This window comes from Geodermatophilus siccatus (genome assembly GCF_900103785.1).
In the GTDB taxonomy this organism is placed as follows: Bacteria; Actinomycetota; Actinomycetes; order Mycobacteriales; family Geodermatophilaceae; genus Geodermatophilus; species Geodermatophilus siccatus.
Map to the genome: position 1 here is coordinate 248,612 of NZ_FNHE01000002.1, position 17,590 is coordinate 266,201.

General features: G+C 74.7%; 14 protein-coding genes and 1 pseudogene. 5 read left to right on the forward strand and 10 right to left on the reverse strand.

Annotation, left to right across the window (positions count from 1 at the left end):
- Positions 1 to 263: 263 nt before the first annotated feature.
- Both arc and BLS21_RS04475 read right to left on the reverse strand, forming a co-directional pair.
- Entirely contained in the window at positions 264 to 1,988 is a 1,725-nt protein-coding gene (gene arc, locus BLS21_RS04470) for a proteasome ATPase (protein WP_245700057.1), read from the reverse strand.
- 206 nt (positions 1,989 to 2,194) lie between these two features.
- A complete protein-coding gene (locus tag BLS21_RS04475; protein WP_281241901.1) occupies positions 2,195 to 3,133 on the reverse strand; it encodes a tRNA (adenine-N1)-methyltransferase in 939 nt (312 codons plus the stop codon).
- A gap of 93 nt (positions 3,134 to 3,226) precedes the next feature.
- Here BLS21_RS04475 and BLS21_RS04480 point away from each other — a divergent pair, with 93 nt between their 5' ends.
- The 3 genes and pseudogenes from BLS21_RS04480 (at position 3,227) to BLS21_RS04490 (ending at position 6,009) form a co-directional block, all read left to right on the forward strand.
- Complete coding sequence (locus BLS21_RS04480) at positions 3,227 to 4,321, forward strand: RecB family exonuclease (protein ID WP_245700058.1); 1,095 nt, start codon at positions 3,227 to 3,229, stop codon at positions 4,319 to 4,321.
- 157 nt (positions 4,322 to 4,478) lie between these two features.
- A pseudogene (locus tag BLS21_RS04485) lies at positions 4,479 to 4,790 on the forward strand (GNAT family N-acetyltransferase); the annotation flags it as partial.
- 40 nt (positions 4,791 to 4,830) lie between these two features.
- Positions 4,831 to 6,009 (forward strand): amidohydrolase family protein, encoded by a 1,179-nt coding sequence (locus BLS21_RS04490; protein WP_091214372.1) that lies wholly within the window; start codon positions 4,831 to 4,833, stop codon positions 6,007 to 6,009.
- Here the strand turns inward: BLS21_RS04490 and BLS21_RS04495 are convergent.
- Positions 6,006 to 6,716: an HAD family hydrolase gene (locus tag BLS21_RS04495; protein WP_091214375.1), complete on the reverse strand. Its 711-nt coding sequence runs from the start codon at positions 6,714 to 6,716 to the stop codon at positions 6,006 to 6,008. The genes BLS21_RS04490 and BLS21_RS04495 overlap by 4 nt on opposite strands.
- Entirely contained in the window at positions 6,709 to 10,515 is a 3,807-nt protein-coding gene (gene metH, locus BLS21_RS04500; RefSeq protein WP_091214378.1) for a methionine synthase, read from the reverse strand. The genes BLS21_RS04495 and metH overlap by 8 nt, the downstream gene beginning before the upstream one ends.
- Before the next feature lie 114 nt (positions 10,516 to 10,629).
- Here metH and BLS21_RS04505 point away from each other — a divergent pair, with 114 nt between their 5' ends.
- Positions 10,630 to 11,493 carry a PAC2 family protein gene (locus BLS21_RS04505; protein ID WP_091214380.1) on the forward strand — a complete coding sequence of 288 codons (864 nt, stop codon included), beginning with the start codon at positions 10,630 to 10,632 and terminating at the stop codon, positions 11,491 to 11,493.
- 202 nt (positions 11,494 to 11,695) lie between these two features.
- Here the strand turns inward: BLS21_RS04505 and BLS21_RS04510 are convergent, their stop codons facing one another.
- Both BLS21_RS04510 and mshC read right to left on the reverse strand, forming a co-directional pair.
- Positions 11,696 to 12,724 (reverse strand): HD domain-containing protein, encoded by a 1,029-nt coding sequence (locus BLS21_RS04510; protein WP_091214383.1) that lies wholly within the window; start codon positions 12,722 to 12,724, stop codon positions 11,696 to 11,698.
- Positions 12,724 to 14,022: a cysteine--1-D-myo-inosityl 2-amino-2-deoxy-alpha-D-glucopyranoside ligase gene (gene mshC, locus BLS21_RS04515; RefSeq protein WP_091214386.1), complete on the reverse strand. Its 1,299-nt coding sequence runs from the start codon at positions 14,020 to 14,022 to the stop codon at positions 12,724 to 12,726. Before mshC ends, BLS21_RS04510 begins: the two co-directional genes overlap by 1 nt.
- An 85-nt stretch (positions 14,023 to 14,107) precedes the next feature.
- Here mshC and BLS21_RS04520 point away from each other — a divergent pair, with 85 nt between their 5' ends.
- Positions 14,108 to 14,824 carry a maleylpyruvate isomerase family mycothiol-dependent enzyme gene (locus BLS21_RS04520; RefSeq protein ID WP_091214389.1) on the forward strand — a complete coding sequence of 239 codons (717 nt, stop codon included), beginning with the start codon at positions 14,108 to 14,110 and terminating at the stop codon, positions 14,822 to 14,824.
- A gap of 9 nt (positions 14,825 to 14,833) precedes the next feature.
- On the opposite strand, the gene BLS21_RS04525 is transcribed toward BLS21_RS04520, so the two are convergent.
- The 4 genes from BLS21_RS04525 to BLS21_RS04540 all read right to left on the reverse strand — a co-directional run bounded on the left by BLS21_RS04525 (position 14,834) and on the right by BLS21_RS04540 (position 17,533).
- Positions 14,834 to 15,220, reverse strand: coding sequence for a VOC family protein (locus BLS21_RS04525; RefSeq protein WP_091214392.1), 387 nt, complete (start codon positions 15,218 to 15,220; stop codon positions 14,834 to 14,836).
- A 236-nt stretch (positions 15,221 to 15,456) separates the two neighbouring features.
- Positions 15,457 to 16,212 (reverse strand): SCO1664 family protein, encoded by a 756-nt coding sequence (locus tag BLS21_RS04530; RefSeq protein ID WP_091214394.1) that lies wholly within the window; start codon positions 16,210 to 16,212, stop codon positions 15,457 to 15,459.
- A 19-nt stretch (positions 16,213 to 16,231) separates the two neighbouring features.
- Complete coding sequence (locus BLS21_RS04535) at positions 16,232 to 16,783, reverse strand: DUF3090 family protein (RefSeq protein WP_091214397.1); 552 nt, start codon at positions 16,781 to 16,783, stop codon at positions 16,232 to 16,234.
- Between the two features lie 48 nt (positions 16,784 to 16,831).
- A complete protein-coding gene (locus tag BLS21_RS04540) occupies positions 16,832 to 17,533 on the reverse strand; it encodes a histidine phosphatase family protein (RefSeq protein WP_091214400.1) in 702 nt (233 codons plus the stop codon).
- Positions 17,534 to 17,590: the final 57 nt, after the last annotated feature.

Genomic DNA, 17,590 nt, shown 5'->3' on the forward strand with positions numbered 1-17,590 from the left:
GGCGTGGGCGCTCCGCGCCCGGACCCGGGGCGACACCGTCCGGCGGGCGGCCGGCCACCCACCTCCGGGCCGGACCGCCGGCGGGCGCACGGCCCCGGGACGGCGGACGGCCCGGCCCCCGCCGTCGCGCGGGGACCGGGCCGTCGTCCGGCCTCGAAGAGGGGGCCGCCCTGGGGTCGCGACGGGTGTGACGGCCCCGTCCCGGGCGCCGCCGCGAGCCTGCGGGCGGTGGGGAGGACGGGGTCCGTCCAGAGGTCCTCCCCCTACAGGTACTGGCCGGTGTTGGTCGCCGTGTCGATGGCGCGGCCGCTCTCGGTGCCCTTGCCGCTGATGAGCGTGCGGATGTAGACGATCCGCTCGCCCTTCTTGCCCGAGATCCGCGCCCAGTCGTCGGGGTTGGTGGTGTTGGGCAGGTCCTCGTTCTCCTTGAACTCGTCGACGCAGGCCTGCATGAGGTGGCCGACCCGCAGCCCGCCGGCACCGGTCTCCAGCCGCTCCTTGATCGCCATCTTCTTGGCGCGGTCGACGATGTTCTGCAGCATCGCGCCGGAGTTGAAGTCCTTGAAGTACAGGACCTCCTTGTCACCGTTGGCGTAGGTCACCTCGAGGAAGCGGTTCTCCTCGCTCTCGGTGTACATCCGCTCGACGGTGCGCTGGATCATCCCGGCGACCGTGGCCTCGCGGCTGTTGCCGTGCTCGGCGAGGTCGTCGGGGTGCAACGGCAGCGTGGTCGTCAGGTACTTGCTGAAGATGTCGCGCGCCGCCTCGGCGTCCGGCCGCTCGATCTTGATCTTCACGTCCAGGCGACCGGGCCGCAGGATCGCGGGGTCGATCATGTCCTCGCGGTTGGAGGCGCCGATGACGATGACGTTCTCCAGCCCCTCCACGCCGTCGATCTCGCTGAGCAGCTGGGGCACGATCGTCGACTCGACGTCCGAGGAGACCCCCGACCCGCGGGTGCGGAAGATCGAGTCCATCTCGTCGAAGAAGACGATGACCGGCGTGCCCTCACCGGCCTTCTCGCGGGCCCGCTGGAAGACCAGCCGGATGTGCCGCTCGGTCTCACCGACGTACTTGTTGAGCAGCTCGGGGCCCTTGATGTTGAGGAAGTAGGACCTCGCCTGCCCCTCCCCCTTCACCGCGGAGACCTTCTTGGCCAGCGAGTTGGCGACCGCCTTGGCGATGAGCGTCTTGCCGCAGCCGGGCGGGCCGTAGAGCAGGATGCCCTTGGGCGGGCGCAGCTCGTACTCGCGGAACAGGTCGGCGTGCAGGAACGGCAGCTCGACGGCGTCGCGGATCTGCTCGATCTGCCGGGACAGGCCGCCGATGTCGCTGTAGTCGATGTCGGGGACCTCCTCGAGGACGAGCTCCTCGACCTCGCTCTTGGGGATCCGCTCGTAGACGTAGCCCGAGCGGGTCTCCAGCAGCAGCGAGTCGCCGCTGCGCAGCGGCTGGTCGGCCAGCGAGTCGGCGAGGTGCACGACGCGTTCCTCGTCGGTGTGCCCGATGACCAGCGCGCGCGGCGCCTCGCCCTCGACCGGCTCGAGCAGCTCCTTGAGCATGACGACGTCGCCGGCGCGCTCGAACCCGCACGCCTCGACGACGTTCATCGCCTCGTTGAGCATGACCTCCTGGCCGTGCTGGAGCTCCTCGAGCTCCACCGCCGGGGAGACCGAGACGCGCAGCTTGCGGCCGCCGGTGAAGACGTCGACCGTGCCGTCGTCGTGACGGGTGAGGAAGACGCCGTAGCCCGACGGTGGCTGGCCGAGCCGGTCGACCTCCTCCTTGAGCGTGACCAGCTGGTCGCGCGCGTCGCGCAGCGTGCCGGCGAGCTTGTCGTTGCGCTCGGACAGGAACGCCGCGCGGCCCTCCGCCTCCGCCACCCGCTCCTCGAGCAACCGCAGCTGGCGGGGGCTCTCCGCCACCTTGCGGCGCAGCAGGCCGATCTCCTCCTCCAGGTAGGAGATCTGGCTGAGCAGCGCCGTCACGTCACGCTCGCGCCGCGCTCTGAACTCGTCGGGACCATTGCCAAGACCGGGGCCCATCGCGCACCTCCGACACATCGGGAGAGCCAGGACGCAAATCTATACACGCCCGGCCACAGCGTGCCCGGGGCGCGCAGGCGAGAGGCGCGCAAGCGGCCCCGGTGCAGGGCTCCGCGCCGAGCGTGCGAGGCGTGGGGCAGCGGCGTCCTTCACTTCTGCGCCCGTCGCTGCCGCAGGGGGGCGACGACGCCCTCGGCCAGCCGGCGCGCGGTGACCAGGAAGGCGGTGTGCGCCACCATGCGGTGCTCGGGGCGGACGGCGAGGCCGACCGCGTGCCAGGGCCGCAGCAGGGACTCCCAGGCGTGCGGCTCGGTCCACACGCCCTGGGCGCGCAGGGCCTCGACGTAGGTGGACAGCTGCGTCGTCGTGGCCACGTAGCCGACCAGGACGCCGCCGGGGCGCAGGGCGGCGGCCACGGTGGGCAGCACCGCCCACGGCTCCAGCATGTCGAGCACGACCCGGTCCACGACGTCCTCGGCCGGGTGCTGGTCGAGGTCGCCCAGCCGCAGCGACCAGGTGGCCGGCACCTCGCCGAAGAAGGCGCCGACGTTGGCGCGGGCGACGTCGGCGAAGTCCTCGCGGCGCTCGTAGCTGGTGACGCGGCCGTGCTCGCCCACCGCCCGCAGCAGCGAGCAGGTCAGCGCCCCGGAGCCGGCGCCGGCCTCGAGCACCCGCATGCCCGGGCCGATGTCGCCGAAGCCGACGATCTGCGCGGCGTCCTTGGGGTAGATGACCTGCGCGCCCCGGGGCATCGAGAGCACGAAGTCGGCGAGCAGCGGCCGGAACGCCAGGTAGCCGGTGTTGGCCGTCGAGTGGACGACGGAGCCCTCCGGCGCGCCGATCAGGTCGTCGTGCGCGATCGCGCCGCGGTGCGTGTGGAAGAGCTTGCCCGGCTCGAGCACGACGGTGTGCAGCCGGCCCTTGGGGTCGGTCAGCTGCACCCGGTCGCCGGCCACGAAGGCCCCCGCGACCGCAGGGGGGCCCTCCTGCCCCCCACCACTCGCACGCTCGCGGCGGGACCCTGCACGAGGGCCGTTCCCGTCGGTGGCCTCGTCGGTCGTGTCGGCGGTCTGCTGCTGCTCGTCCACGGGCGGCCAGCCTACGGAGGCCGGAGCCGCCGCCTCCCCGCCGCCCGGCGCGCGCTCTCGGAACTGTCGGTGCCCGCGCCTAGCCTCGGAGGGGTGACGACGACGGCGCAGGACTCGGCGCGGCCTGGCATGGCGCAGGACTCGGCGCGGCCCGGCATGGCGCAGGACTCCGCGCGACCGGGCCTGATGGAGACCGGGCAGCCCGCCGACGCGGCTGCCTCTTCCCCGGACGCCCCCGTCGGCGACGCCGGGACGGCCGAGGAGCGGGCCCCGCGCCGCCCCTCGCTGTCCCCGAGCCGGGCGGCCGACTTCAAGACCTGTCCCCTGCTGTACCGGTTCCGCACGATCGACCGGCTGCCCGAGCGCAAGAGCCTGGCCGCGGCCCGCGGCACGCTGGTGCACTCGGTGCTCGAGCGGCTCTACGACCTGCCCGCCCGCCAGCGCACGCCCGAGGCGGCCCGCGAGCTGGTCGCCCCGGCCTGGGAGGAGCTGCGGGCCGACCCGGAGGTCGCCGAGCTGTTCGCCGGGGGCGCCGCCGCTGACGACGCGCCCGCCGCGCCGTCCGCGGACGCGCCGTCCCCGGAGGCGTCCCCGGAGGCGCCGTCCCTGGAGGCGCCGTCCCTGGAGGCGTGGCTGGCGTCGGCCGGCAAGCTGGTGGAGACCTACTTCACCCTCGAGGACCCGTCGCGGATCGAGCCCCACGGCCGCGAGGAGCTGGTCGAGGTCACCCTGCCCGACGGGCTGCTGCTGCGGGGCTACGTCGACCGCCTCGACGTCGCGCCCAACGGCGCCATCCGGGTGGTCGACTACAAGACCGGCTCGGTGCCGCGCGAGGCGTTCGAGGGCAAGGCCCTGTTCCAGATGAAGTTCTACGCGCTGGTGCTGTGGCGCACCCGCGGCGTGGTGGCCAGCCAGCTCAAGCTGCTCTACCTGGGCAACGGCGACGCGCTCACCTACGCGCCCGACGAGGCCGAGCTGGTCCGCTTCGAGCGCACGCTGCAGGCGATCTGGGCGGCCATCGAGCGCGCGGTGGCGACCGGCGACTTCCGGCCCAACCGCACCCGGCTGTGCGACTGGTGCGACCACCAGGCACTGTGCCCGTCGTTCGGCGGCACGCCCCCGCCCTTCCCCGCGGAAGCCGCGGCCGCGGCCGGGTGGCAGACGCTGCCGGTCGTCGAGCGCGACTGAGAGACGACTCCCTGCTCCCCACCGCTCGCGAGCTCGCGGCGGGCCCCTGCAGGGGGCCGACGACCTGACCGCCCGGGGTGCAGCTCCACCCGGAGCCGGGCCTGCGGGCTGACGCCGCGTCGAGGCCGCCTGGGGCGCGACACTCGCCACGCCACGGCGGACGGTGCTGCTCGCCGGGCTCGGCGACGCGGTCGTCGGCACCGCGGACCTCACGGTGCCGGCCGACGCCGCCCGCGCCGACCGGCCGTACCTGCTGGTCGCGAACGTCGTCGTGGACGCGGGCGCGCGCCGGGCCGGCGTGGGCCGGGCCCTGCTCGCCGCAGCCCGAGCGCACGGCGAGGCCGCCGGCTGCGACGAGCTGCAGTCGTCCGCCGACGACCCGGAGGCGTTCCCCTCCTACGAGGCCGCCGGGCTGCAGGCCGCGGCACGCACCGACGAGCGGTACCTGGACGGCGACGCCCGTCCCTGACCCGCTGGACCGGTCGCGCCGGACCGCGGGAGCATCGCCCATGCGCGGTTACCGGGCGCCGCGGGCCTTCGACGGCGAGCGTTTCCTCGACCGCGGGGCGCTGGTGCTGGTCGAGGGCGGCACCATCGTGGGCGTCGAGCCCGCCACCGCGCCGGCTCCCGAGGGCTGCGCGGTCACCGACCTCCCCGACGGCACGCTGCTGCCCGGGCTGGTCGACACCCACGTCCACCTCTGCGGGGACGGCGGCCCGCGGGCGCTGGAGCAGGTCCCCGAGCTGGACCCCGCGGAGCTCGACGCCGTCGTCACCGCCGCCGAGCAGGAGACGCTGCGGGCGGGCGTCACCGCCGTCCGCGACCTCGGCGACCACCGCTGGACCGTCCTCGAGCGCGCCGGGCGCGACGGCGTGCGGCCGACCGTCGTCGCCGCCGGGCCGCCGATCACCTCACCCGGCGGGCACTGCTGGTCGATGGGCGGCGAGACGTCCGGCGTCGAGGCGCTGCGCCGGGCGGCGCGGGAGCGGGCCGAGCGGGGCGCCGGCGTGGTCAAGGTCATGGCCAGCGGGGGCGTGCTCACCCCCGGCACCGACCTCACCGCGTGCCAGTTCACCCTCGAGGAGCTGCAGGCGCTGGTCGACGAGGCGCACCGGCTCGGCCTGCCGGTGACCGCGCACGCGCACGGTCTGCCGGCGGTCGAACGCAGCGTCGCGGCCGGCGTCGACGGCATCGAGCACTGCAGCTGCCTGACCGGCTCCGGCCCCTCCCTGCCACTCGCGCTGGCCGCCGCGCTCGCGGCCGGCCCACTGGTCTGCCCGACCGTGGGCTCCCTGCCGGGCGTCGACCCGCCGCCGCACGTGCAGGCGCGGATGGCCGCGGTCGGCGTGACGATCGAGCAGCACCTGCTGCACGTGGCGGACCTGCACCGGGCCGGCGTCAGCCTGCTGGCCGGCACCGACGCCGGCATCGGCCCCACCAAGCGGCACGGTCAGGTGGCGTACGCGGTGGCCGACCTGGTGGGGCCCTGCGGGGTGCCGCTGGAGGACGCGCTGACCGCGGCGACGGCCCGGGCGGCCCGCGCCTGCGGGCTGGGCGGCCGCACGGGGCGGCTGGCGGCCGGGTACGACGCCGACCTCCTGGTCACCGACGGCGACGTCCGGGCCGACGTGACCGCCCTGCGACGGCCCCGCGTCGTCGTCTCCCGCGGCCGCGAGGTGCCGCTCTAGGCGCGGGCGTCCACGGCGTCGCGGACGGCCAGCACCTCGGCCAGGTCGGCCAGCCGCACCCCGGCGAGCGTGTCGCGCAGCACCAGCCCCGGCAGCTCCGGCAGCGGCTGCAGCGACGGCACCCCCAGCACGGCGGCGCCCGCGGCGAGCCCCGCGGTGGCCCCGGACAGCGAGTCCTCCACGGCCACGCACCCGGCGGCGGCCACCTCCAGGGCGGCCATCGCCTGGCGGTAGGGCGCCGGGTCGGGTTTGCGGGCGGGCACCTCGTCGCCGCAGACCGTGACGTCGAAGGCGGGCAGCCCGTCGAGGTCACGGTCCACCTTCGCGAGCACCACGCCGGCCAGCCGCCGCGGCGTGGTGGTCACCAGCGCCGTCGGCAGCGCGGCGTGCCGGGCCTCCAGCAGCAGCTCGCGGGCCCCGGGCCGCCAGGTGAGCGGGCCGGTCAGCAGCTCGGCGACGGTGTCCTCGATCCAGCGGGCGTCGGCGCGGGCCTCGATCTCGGTGCGGGTCACCCCGACGTCGGCGTACAGGATCCCCAGCGCCGTCGCCATGCTGGTGCCGACGGTCCGCTCGCGCGCCTCCGCCGACATCTCCCCGCCCAGCCGGCGGGCGAGGGCGAACATCGCCGCACCCCAGTGCTGCTCGGTCTCCACGAGCGTGCCGTCCATGTCGAACAGCAGCGCCCGCAGACCGGTGTGCTCACTCATCGTCGGTGCGGTACCCCAGGTTCGGTGAGAGCCAACGCTCGGCCTCGGCCAGCGTCCAGCCCTTGCGCCGCGCGTAGTCCTCGACCTGGTCGCGGCCGAGCCGCCCCAGGACGAAGTAGCGCGACTGCGGATGGGCGAAGTAGAGGCCGCTGACGGCGGCGCCGGGCCACATGGCCATGCTCTCGGTGAGCGTGATGCCGGTGGTCGCCTCGACGTCGAGCAGCTCCCAGATGGTGCGCTTCTCGGTGTGCTCCGGGCAGGCCGGGTAGCCCGGCGCCGGGCGGATGCCGCGGTACCGCTCGGCGATCAGCGCGTCGTTGTCGAGGTGCTCGTCGGCGGCGTAGCCCCAGAACTCCCGGCGCACGCGCTCGTGCAGCCGCTCGGCGAACGCCTCGGCCAGGCGGTCGGCCAGCGCCTCGAGCATGATCGCGCTGTAGTCGTCGTTCGCGGCCTTGAACGCCGTGACCCGCTCGGCCGCGCCGATGCCGGCGGTGACGGCGAACGCCCCGACGTGGTCGCGCAGCCCGGTCTCCCTGGGCGCGACGAAGTCGGCCAGGGACGTGCGCGGCGAGCCGTCACGGCCCTCGGTCTGCTGGCGCAGCTGGTGCAGCGTCGCCCGGACGGCGGTGCGCGACTCGTCGGTGTAGACCTCGATGTCCTCGCCGTCCACCCGGTTGGCCGGGAACAGGCCGAACACGCCCCGGGCCTGCAGCCACCGCTCCCCGACGATCCGGTCGAGCATCTCCTGCGCGTCCTCGTACAGCCGCCGCGCGGCCTCGCCGGTCGCCGGGTTGTGCAGGATGTCGGGGAACCGGCCGCGCATCTCCCAGGCGTTGAAGAACGGCTGCCAGTCGATGTACCGGCGCAGCTCCTCCAGCGGGTAGTCGTCGAGGACGCGGGTGAACTGCGTGGCCCCCTGCCGGTGGTCGCAGGCCGCACCCGAGCAGATGTCACGGGCCTGCTGCAGCAGCATCCGCGGCCGCGGCGGGGCGTAGGAGGACCAGTCGAGCGCCGGCGCGGCGGCGCGGGCGGCCTCCAGCGGCAGCAGCGCGCGGGTGTCCTGCCGGGCGGCGTGCCGCTCCCGCAGGCCGGCGTACTCGGTCTCGACGTCGGCCAGCAGCTTGGGCCGCTGCTCGTTGGACAGCAGCGCGGCCACGACCGGCACCGACCGGGACGCGTCCTTCACCCAGATGACCGGCCCGTGGTAGCGCGGCGCCACCTTGACCGCGGTGTGCGCGCGCGACGTCGTCGCCCCGCCGATGAGCAGCGGGATGTCGAAGCCCTGCCGCTCCATCTCGGCGGCCAGGGTGCTCATCTCGTCCAGCGACGGCGTGATCAGCCCGGACAGGCCGATGACGTCGGCGCCCTCCTGCTTGGCGGTGTCGAGGACCCGCTGGGCCGGCACCATGACGCCGAGGTCGACGACGTCGTAGTTGTTGCACTGCAGGACGACGCCGACGATGTTCTTGCCGATGTCGTGGACGTCGCCCTTCACGGTGGCCATGACGACCTTGCCGTTGCTGCGCTCGGCGTCGCCGGGCTGCTTCTCCGCCTCGATGAAGGGCACCAGGTAGGCGACGGCCTTCTTCATCACGCGGGCGGACTTCACCACCTGGGGCAGGAACATCTTGCCGGCGCCGAACAGGTCGCCGACGACGTTCATGCCGCCCATGAGCGGGCCCTCGATGACCTCGATCGGCCGGCCGCCGCGCGCGGCGATCTGCGCCCGCAGCTCCTCGGTGTCGGCCTCGACGAACCCGTCGATGCCCTTCACCAGGGCGTGGGTGATGCGCTCCTCCACCGGCAGGGCGCGCCACTCCTCGCCGGCCGCCTCCTTCGCGGCGCCGTCCCCGGCGTACTCGGCGGCGATCTCCAGCAGCCGCTCGGTGGCGTCGGGGCGGCGGGCCAGGACGACGTCCTCGATCCGCTCGCGCAGCCGCTCGGGCACCTCGTCGTAGACCTCGAGGGCGCCGGCGTTGACGATGCCCATGTCCATGCCGGCGGCGACGGCGTGGAACAGGAACACCGCGTGGATGGCCTCGCGCACGCGGTTGTTGCCGCGGAAGGAGAACGAGACGTTCGAGACGCCGCCGGAGACCAGCGCGCCGGGCAGGTTCTGCTTGATCCAGCGGGTGGCCTCGATGAAGTCCAGCCCGTAGCGGGCGTGCTCCTCGATGCCGGTGGCGACGGCGAAGACGTTGGGGTCGAAGATGACGTCCTCGGCCGGGAAGCCGACCTGCTCGACGAGGATGTCGTAGGCCCGCCGGCAGATCTCCTGCCGCCGCTGCAGCGAGTCGGCCTGGCCCTGCTCGTCGAAGGCCATGACGACGACGGCGGCGCCGTGCTTGCGGCACAGCCGCGCGTGCCGGACGAACTCCTCCTCCCCCGCCTTGAGGGAGATGGAGTTGACGATCGACTTGCCCTGCACGCACTTCAGGCCGGCCTCGATGACCTCCCACTTGGAGGAGTCCACCATCACCGGGACGCGGCAGATGTCGGGCTCGGCGGCGACCAGCTTGAGGAAGCGGTCCATCGCCTCGACGCCGTCGATCATCCCCTCGTCCATGTTGACGTCGATGACCTGCGCGCCGGCCTCCACCTGCTGGCGGGCGACGGCCAGCGCGGTGGCGTAGTCGCCGGCGCGGATGAGGTTGCGGAAGCGGGCCGAGCCGGTGATGTTCGTGCGCTCGCCGACGTTGACGAACAGCGAGTCCTCGTCGACGGTCAGCGGCTCGAGCCCGGACAGCCGCAGTGCGGGGCGCACCCGCGGCGGCGTCCGCGGGGCACGGCCCTGCACGGTGGCGGCGACCGCGGCGACGTGCGCGGGGGTGGTCCCGCAGCAGCCGCCGACCATGTTCAGGAAGCCGGCGGCGGCGAACTCGGCGAGGACGGCCGCGGTCTCCTCCGGCGACTCGTCGTACTCGCCGAAGGCGTTGGGCAGGCCGGCGTTCGGGTAGCAGGAGACGTAGGTGTCGGCGACCCGCGAGAGCTCGGCCAGGTAGGGCCGCATCTCCGCGGCACCCAGGGCGCAGTTGAGGCCCACCAGCAGCGGGCGGACGTGCCGGATCGAGTGCCAGAACGCCTCGGTGACCTGGCCCGAGAGCGTGCGGCCCGACGCGTCGGTGATGGTGCCCGACACCATCACCGGCCAGCGCCGGCCGCGCTGCTCGAACAGCGTCTCCAGCGCGAAGATCGCCGCCTTGGCGTTGAGCGTGTCGAAGACCGTCTCGATCAGCAGGACGTCGACCCCGCCGTCGACCAGGCCGTCGGCCTGCTCCAGGTAGGCGAGGGCGAGCTCGTCGAAGGTGACGTTGCGGGCGCCCGGGTCGTTGACGTCCGGGGAGATGGACGCCGTCCGGCTCGTCGGGCCGAGCGCCCCGGCGACGTAGCGCGGCCTGTCCGGCGTGCGCGCGGTCATCGCGTCGGCCTCGCGGCGGGCCAGCCGCGCGGCCGCCACGTTGATCTCGTACGCCAGGTCGGACATGGCGTAGTCGCGCAGCGAGATCGCCGTGCCGTTGAACGTGTTGGTCTCGATGACGTCCGCACCGGCCTCGAGGTACTCGCGGTGGATCCCCGCGATCAGCTCGGGCTGCGTGAGCACCAGCAGGTCGTTGTTGCCCTGGACGTCGGTGTGCCAGTCGGCGAAGCGCTCGCCGCGGTAGCCGGCCTCGTCGGGCCGGTCGCGCTGGATCGCCGTCCCCATGGCGCCGTCGAGCACGAGGATGCGCTGCCGGAGCACGGCCGTGAGCTCCGCGGTCGCGTCCGGGCGGAGGTCGGGCGACACGTTGCGGGACTGCACCGAGCCAGGGTAGCCGCCCGCCGGGGTGGGCCGGTCGCCCGCGCGGGGGACGCCGGCCCCGCCGCACGGCCGAGCACCACGGCCGGGGAGCGCGATCGACGTAGGCTCGCAGGGGTGATCGACCCGAAGTCCACCCCTGAGGACCTGCCCCGGCTGAACGACCCGGTGGTGGTCGTCGCCTTCGAGGGCTGGAACGACGCCGGGGACGCCGCCACCGGGGCGCTGGAGCACCTCGAGCTCATCTGGGACGCCACCCCGCTCGCCGCGCTCGACCCCGAGGACTACTACGACTTCCAGGTCAACCGGCCCACCGTCTCGCTCATCGGCGGGATCAGCCGCCGGATCGAGTGGCCCACCACGCGCATCTCGGTGGCCCGCCCGCCGGACTCCGGCCGGGACGTCGTCCTGATCCGCGGCATCGAGCCCAACATGCGCTGGCGCAGCTTCTGCGAGGAGCTGATCGAGCTGTGCCAGGAGCTCGACGCGCGCACCGTGGTCGGCCTCGGCGCCCTGCTCTCCGACACCCCGCACACCCGGCCGACCCCGGTCACCGGCTCGGCCTACGACGCCGAGTCGGCCGAGAGGTGGGGGCTGGAGACCTCCCGCTACGAGGGGCCCACCGGCATCCTCGGCGTCTTCCAGGACGCCTGCGTGCAGGCCGGGCTGCCGGCGATCAGCTTCTGGGCCGCCGTCCCGCACTACGTGTCGCAGCCGCCGTCCCCCCGGGCGACGGTCGCGCTGCTGCGGCGGGTGGAGGAGGTCCTAGAGCTGACGGTGCCGCTGGGCGCCCTGCCGCAGCAGGCGGACGAGTGGGTCAAGACCGTCGACGAGATGGCGAACGAGGACGCCGAGGTGGTCGAGTACGTGCGCTCGCTCGAGGAGCGGGCCACCGAGGACGACCTCTCCCAGGCCAACGGCGACCAGATCGCCCGCGAGTTCGAGCGCTACCTGCGCCGGCGGGGCTCCTCCCCCAACTGAGCACGGACCCCTGCGCCCCCGCTCGCGGCGGATTCCCGGGGCCACGCTGCGGTCGACGGGATCGACGACCCCGTGGTCATCAGGGCTTGATCGCCACGAGTTCCTCGACCTGGCGGCGTGCTCCTCGATCTGGCGGCGCAGTTGGGGATAACGGTTGTCGTCCGCAGGTGGTCCGGCCGCGGTGCGGTCCGGAGGACCGCGGTCAGCGCAGCAGCGGGCGCATCCGGGTCGTCGCGTCGGCGTCGAAGAGCCGGTCGTGCGTGGACAGCGCGTACCGGTCGGTCATCCCGGACACGTAGTCGACGACCTGGGTGACCGGGTCGGCCGAGGTGTCGCGGTAGGTCGCCGGGATGAGCTCGGGGTGGGCCAGGTGGTGGTCGACGAGCCGGCGGGTGACGTCGATGGCCAGCTGCTTCTGCCCCGCCGCGGTCTCCGAGGCGTACACCCGCTCGAACATGAAGGCCCGCAGCTCGTGCATGGCCTCCAGCGGCTCGGGCGCCATGACCACCACTCCCCCGTCGGCGAGCGACCCGGCGACGACGGCGTCGATCATCGCGCCGACCATCCGGCTGCCCGGCTCGCCGAAGACGGCGCGCGCCCGGGCCGGGAGGTCGCCGACCTGCAGCACCCCGGCGCGGACGGCGTCCAGCGCGTCGTGGGACAGGTAGCCGATGCGGTCGGCGTAGCGCACGCACTCCGCCTCGCGGGTGGTCGGCGGCGGCGTGATCTTCCAACTGTGCGCCCGGATGCCGTCGCGGACCTCCCAGGTGAGGTTCAGGTGCTCGAGCACCTCGACGATGCGCACGCCCTGGGCGGCGTGGTGCCACCCGCCGGGGACGTAGGGCTCCAGCGCGTCCTCGCCGATGTGGCCGAACGGCGAGTGGCCCAGGTCGTGGCCGAGCGCGATGGCCTCGGCGAGGGCCTCGTTGAGCCCCAGCGCGCGGGCCAGCGAGCGGGCGACCTGGGTGACCTGCAGCGTGTGGGTCAGCCGGGTGACGAAGTGGTCGCCGTCGGGGTTGAGGAACACCTGCGTCTTGTGCTTGAGCCGGCGGAAGGCCTTGGCGTGCAGGATCCGGTCGCGGTCGCGCTCGAAGGCGGTCCGCAGGGGGTCCTCGGGCTCGGGGACGGCGCGGCCGCGGGTGGCCGTCGAACGCGTGGCCGCCGGCGCCAGGGCCTGCTCCTCGCGCTCCCGGGCCGCCCGGTCGACCAGGCGGAAGCACCCCCCGCCCATCAGCGCGACCGGGACGCGGGGCCGTCCATCGCGGGGTCCAGGGCGATGCCGAGCAGCGCGTCGACCGCGTCGGCCACGACCCGCGGGGCGCCGTCGTCGGGGTCGTCGTCCGGCCCGGTGGCCAGCGTCCGCGCGGCCCACTCGTCGACCAGCGCGATCGCGGCGGGGCTGTCGAGGTCGTCGGCGAGCCGCTCGCGCAGCCCGTGCAGCACCGGGGCGGCCGGGGCGCCGGCGTCGCGGGCCACGGCGCGCCGCCAGGTGTCCAGCCGCTGCTCGGCGGTGGCCAGCAGGTCCGGCGTCCAGGCGCGGTCGGTGCGGTAGTGCCCGGCCAGCAGCGCCAGGCGGACGGCCATCGGGTCGACGCCCTCGCCGCGCAGCTTGGAGACGAAGACCAGGTTGCCCCGGCTCTTGCTCATCTTCTCGCCGTCCAGGCCGATCATGGCCGCGTGCACGTAGGCCCGGGCGAAGGGCACCTTCTCCCCGGTCACCGTCGCCGTGAGCGCCTCGGCGTGGACCGCGGAGAACTCGTGGTGCGGGAAGACCAGGTCGCTGCCGCCGCCCTGGACGTCGAAGCCCATCCCGATCGTCTCCAGCGCGATCGTGGCGCACTCGATGTGCCAGCCGGGGCGCCCGGCGATGCCGCGGGGGCCGGGCCAGGAGGGCTCCCCCGGCCGCTCGCCGCGCCACAGCATGGGGTCCAGCCGGTTGCGCTTGCCGGGGCGGTCGGGGTCGCCGCCGCGCTCGGCGGAGTACCGCAGCATGGTCGCCTCGTCGTAGCCGGACTCGCTGCCGAAGCCGGGCGCCTGCGCGACGTCGTGGTAGACGTCGCCGGTGCCGTCGTCGAGCACGTAGGCCAGGCCCTCGTCGAGCAGCGTCTCCACGTGGGCGACGATGCGCGGCACCGACTCGACCGCGCCGACGTAGTCGTCGGGCGGCAGCACGCGCAGCGCGGTCATGTCCTCCCGGAACAGCGCGGTCTCGCGCATGCCGAGCACGACCCAGTCCTCGCCGTCCCGCTCGGCCCGCTCGAGCAGCGGGTCGTCGATGTCGGTGACGTTCTGCACGTAGTGCACGGCGTGGCCGGCGTCCCGCCACACCCGGTTGACCAGGTCGAAGGCCAGGTAGGTGGCGGCGTGACCGAGGTGCGTGGCGTCGTAGGGGGTGATGCCGCAGACGTACATCCGCGCCGTCGTGTCCGGCGAGGTGGCGACCACCTCGCCGCGCGCGGTGTCGTGCAGCTTGAGGACCGGACCGGTGCCCGGGAGGGTCGGGAGGAGCGGGGCGGGCCAGGCGAGCACGCACCGAGCCTAGATGCGGCTACCGATGCGCCCGGTCGGCCCTCATCCTGTCGAGGGGCGGCGCCGCCGCTGCGGAGGAGGAACCGTGGAGCTCGACGAGTACCTGCCGGTCCTGCAGAAGACCGACGCCCGCTTCGCCGACGCCGCCGCCGAGGCGGTGCTGGCCCGGGGCTGGCAGGCACCGGTGCCCGGCTGCCCCGGGTGGACGCTCGCCGACCTGGTCTGGCACCTCGCCGTGGTGCAGCACTTCTGGGCGTGGGTGGTGCGCACCCGCGCCACCGACCCCGGGACCTACACCCCACCGGTCCGGCACCCGGACGACGAGCTGCTCGGCTTCGGCCTCGCCCAGTCGGCGGAGCTGGAGACGGTGCTCGACGGCGCCGACCCGGCCGAGCGGGTGTGGACCTGGGCGCCGCGGCAGGACGTCGCCTTCGTGCTGCGCCGGCAGGTCATGGAGGCGGTGGTGCACACCGCCGACGTCGAGCAGGTGCTCGGCGACGTCCGCCCGATCCCGACCGACGTCGGCCTGGACGGACTCGACGAGTGGCTGGAGGTGATGGTCCCCGGCGCGCTGCCGGACGGCCCGCCGGAGGGCGCGCACCCCGTCGTCCTGCACGCCGTGGACGTCGGCGTCGAGCGGGTGCTGTTCCCCGGCTCCCGGCCGGTGCCGATCGCCCGGCTCACCGGCACCGCGGGCGACCTGCTGCTCGCCGTCTGGCGGCGGGTGCCGCTGGAGGTGCTCACGGTGGACGGCGACGGGCTGCAGGCCGCCGCGATGATCGACCTGGTGCGCCTGGAGTAGCGCCCCGGCTCAGGGCCAGGTGGTGGCGTTCCGCTCGAAGTCCTCCCCGGTCTGGACGCCGACGACGTCGAAGACCATCCCGGCGGGGTCCTTCATCTGCCAGAAGCCGCCCATGTCCGCGATCCGCCGCGCCCCCAGGGCCTCCAGCCGGGCCACCTCCGCCTCGACGTCGTCGGTCTCGACGTCGACGTGCCAGCGGGGCGGCGTCCCGGTCCCCGTGCGCTGGACCTCGAGGTGGAAGCCGCCGGCGAACGAGCCCAGCGACGACCAGTTGTCGTCCAGCCGGTCCGGTTCGACCGGGTGACCGGTGGCGCCGGACCAGAAGGCCCGCCCGGCGTCGTGCAGCTCGGGCGGCAGGTCGAGCATGAGGACGGCCAGTCGGCTGCGGTGCGGCACGGGGAGATGGTGCCGCAGGGGCAGGTGAGGCGCCCCGCGAGGCGGTCCGAGGAGTGGGGGCCGGAGGCTCCCCGACGAGGACCGGGACGGGCTCCGCGCAGCAGGGGTACGGCTCCTGGCCGCGGGGCGGTCCGAGGAGTGGGGGCCGGAGGCTCCCCGACGAGGACCGGGACGGGCTCCGCGCAGCAGGGGTACGGCTCTTGGCCGCGGTGTCGGCCGGTAGGCCGACAGGTCGCTCAGAACGGCGGCCAGGGCAGCGCGGGCCAGTCGCCGCTGGGCTGGGGGTGCCGGCCGGTGCGCAGCAGCTCGGCGACCCGCTGCTGGGTGCGCCGCACCTCGCGACGGGTCAGGTGCTCGTGCAGCTGGTCGCCGAGGTCGCCCATCAGGTCGCCGGTGAGCTTCTCCAGCGCCTCGACCGCCTCGGCCGGCAGCGGCTGCCCGGCCCAGCGCCACAGCAGGGTGCGCAGCTTGGGGTCGACGGAGAAGCAGATGCCGTGGTCGACGCCGTACACGTGCCCGTCGGAGGTCGGGATGATGTGCCCGCCCTTGCGGTCGGCGTTGTTGACGACGGCGTCGAAGACCGCCATGCGCCGCAGGCCGGGGTCGTCGGAGCGGACGAAGGCGGCGAGGTCGACGTCGGGGTCGCCGTCCACCCACAGCTGCACCATGCCCGGACCGAACGGCCCGTCGCGCAGCACGGTCGGCGGCACGACCCGCCAGCCGGTCGCCTCGCTGACCAGCGCCGCGGACACCTCGCGCCCGGCGAGGGTGCCGTCGGGGAAGTCCCACAGCGGCCGCTCGCCGGCCACCGGCTTGTAGACGCACTCGGCCTCGAGCTCGCCGGTGCGGACGTAGCCGACCAGCGTGACGTTGCTCGCGTCGAGCATCCGGCCCTCGAGGTCAATCTCGCCGGTGAGCAGCAGGGCGCGCGCCTCGGCGTCGTCGGCCGGGGCGCGCAGACCCGCGGCCGGGTCGGCGGGGCGCTCGGTCATCGGGGCGGCCGGATGGCGCTCAGCGGCGGTAGCCGTTCTGCCGCGGGCACACGTGCCCGGCGGGGTCCAGCGGGAGCGAGCACAGCGGGCAGGCCGGGCGGCCGGCGGCCACGACCCGGCGGGCCCGGACGACGAACGCGCGGGCGGCGGCCGGCGTGATGGTCACCCGGAGCGCGTCGGGGCCCTCCTCGCTGTCGGAGAGGATGACGTCCTCCTCGACCGGCTCGTCGCCGGCGGCCACGGCCTCGACGACGACGGCCTGCGACTCGCCGTCCCACGCCAGGCCCATGGCCGCGACCCGGAACTCCTCGTCGACCGGGGCGGTGAGCGGCTCGAGGTCGTCGACCTCGGCGTCCGGCGGGACGACGGTGCCCGGCCGGGTGGCGACCTCGTCGAGCAGCTCGTTCATCCGGTCGGCGAGCACCTGCACCTGCGCCTTCTCCAGCGCCACGCTCACCACGCGGCCCGAGGCGTCGGCGGCCTGCAGGTAGAAGGTGCGGTCGCCGGGCTGGCCCACCGTGCCGGCGACGAACCGGGACGGGCGGTCGAAGAGGAACAGCTGGCGCGGCACGGCATCAGGTTACGCGGGCGGGCGCGGTGGGCGAGCCAGGCGGCGAGGTCAGACGGTCGCGCCCGCGCCTCCCCCGACGACGGCGTCGGAGTCGGCCTTGCGGCGGCGCCGTCCCTTCTTCCTGGGCGGGATGAGGGCGGCGACGTCCCCGCCGGTGTCGTTCACGCGCACCACGAACGGGCGGGTGTCGGTGTAGGTGACCACCGAGACGGACGCCGGGTCGACGACGATCCGCTGGAACTGGTCGAGGTGCAGCCCCAGCGCGTCGGCGAGCACGGCCTTGATGACGTCGCCGTGGCTGCAGGCCAGCCAGACCGCGTCCGGCCCGAGCCGGGCGTTCCACTCGCGGACGGCGGCCACCGCGCGGGCCTGCGTCTGCGCCAGGCCCTCCCCCTCCGGGCCGGGGAAGACCGCGGCCGACGGGTGCTGCTGCACGACCTTCCACAGCGGCTCCTTGACCAGCTCCTTGAGCGGGCGGCCGGTCCAGTCGCCGTAGCGGGCCTCGCCGAGCCGGTCGTCGAGGGCCACCTCCAGGTCGCGCCCGGGGAGGACGGCGCCGGCGGTCTGCCGGCAGCGCTCCAGCGGGCTGCTGACGACGGCGGCCAGGGGCACCGGTGCCAGCCGCTCCCCCACCGCCCTCACCTGCTGCTCGCCGGTCTCGTCGAGCTGCACGCCCGGGGTCCAGCCGGCGAGCACGCCGCCGGCGTTGGCCGTCGTGCGGCCGTGCCGCAGCAGGATCACGGTGGTCACGACGCCCGAGCCTAGAAGGACCGCCCTCCGCCCACGCCTCGCACGCTCGGCCCGGGC

Bases quoted from the DNA above. Each gene is read 5' to 3' on its own strand.
- BLS21_RS04530 (WP_091214394.1), bottom strand. From the start codon at position 16,212: ATGACCGAGCGCCCCGCCGACCCGGCCGCGGGTCTGCGCGCCCCGGCC.
- BLS21_RS04510 (WP_091214383.1), bottom strand. From the start codon at position 12,724: ATGGGCGGGGGGTGCTTCCGCCTGGTCGACCGGGCGGCCCGGGAGCGC.
- BLS21_RS04495 (WP_091214375.1), bottom strand. From the start codon at position 6,716: ATGAGTGAGCACACCGGTCTGCGGGCGCTGCTGTTCGACATGGACGGC.
- BLS21_RS04490 (WP_091214372.1), top strand. From the start codon at position 4,831: ATGCGCGGTTACCGGGCGCCGCGGGCCTTCGACGGCGAGCGTTTCCTC.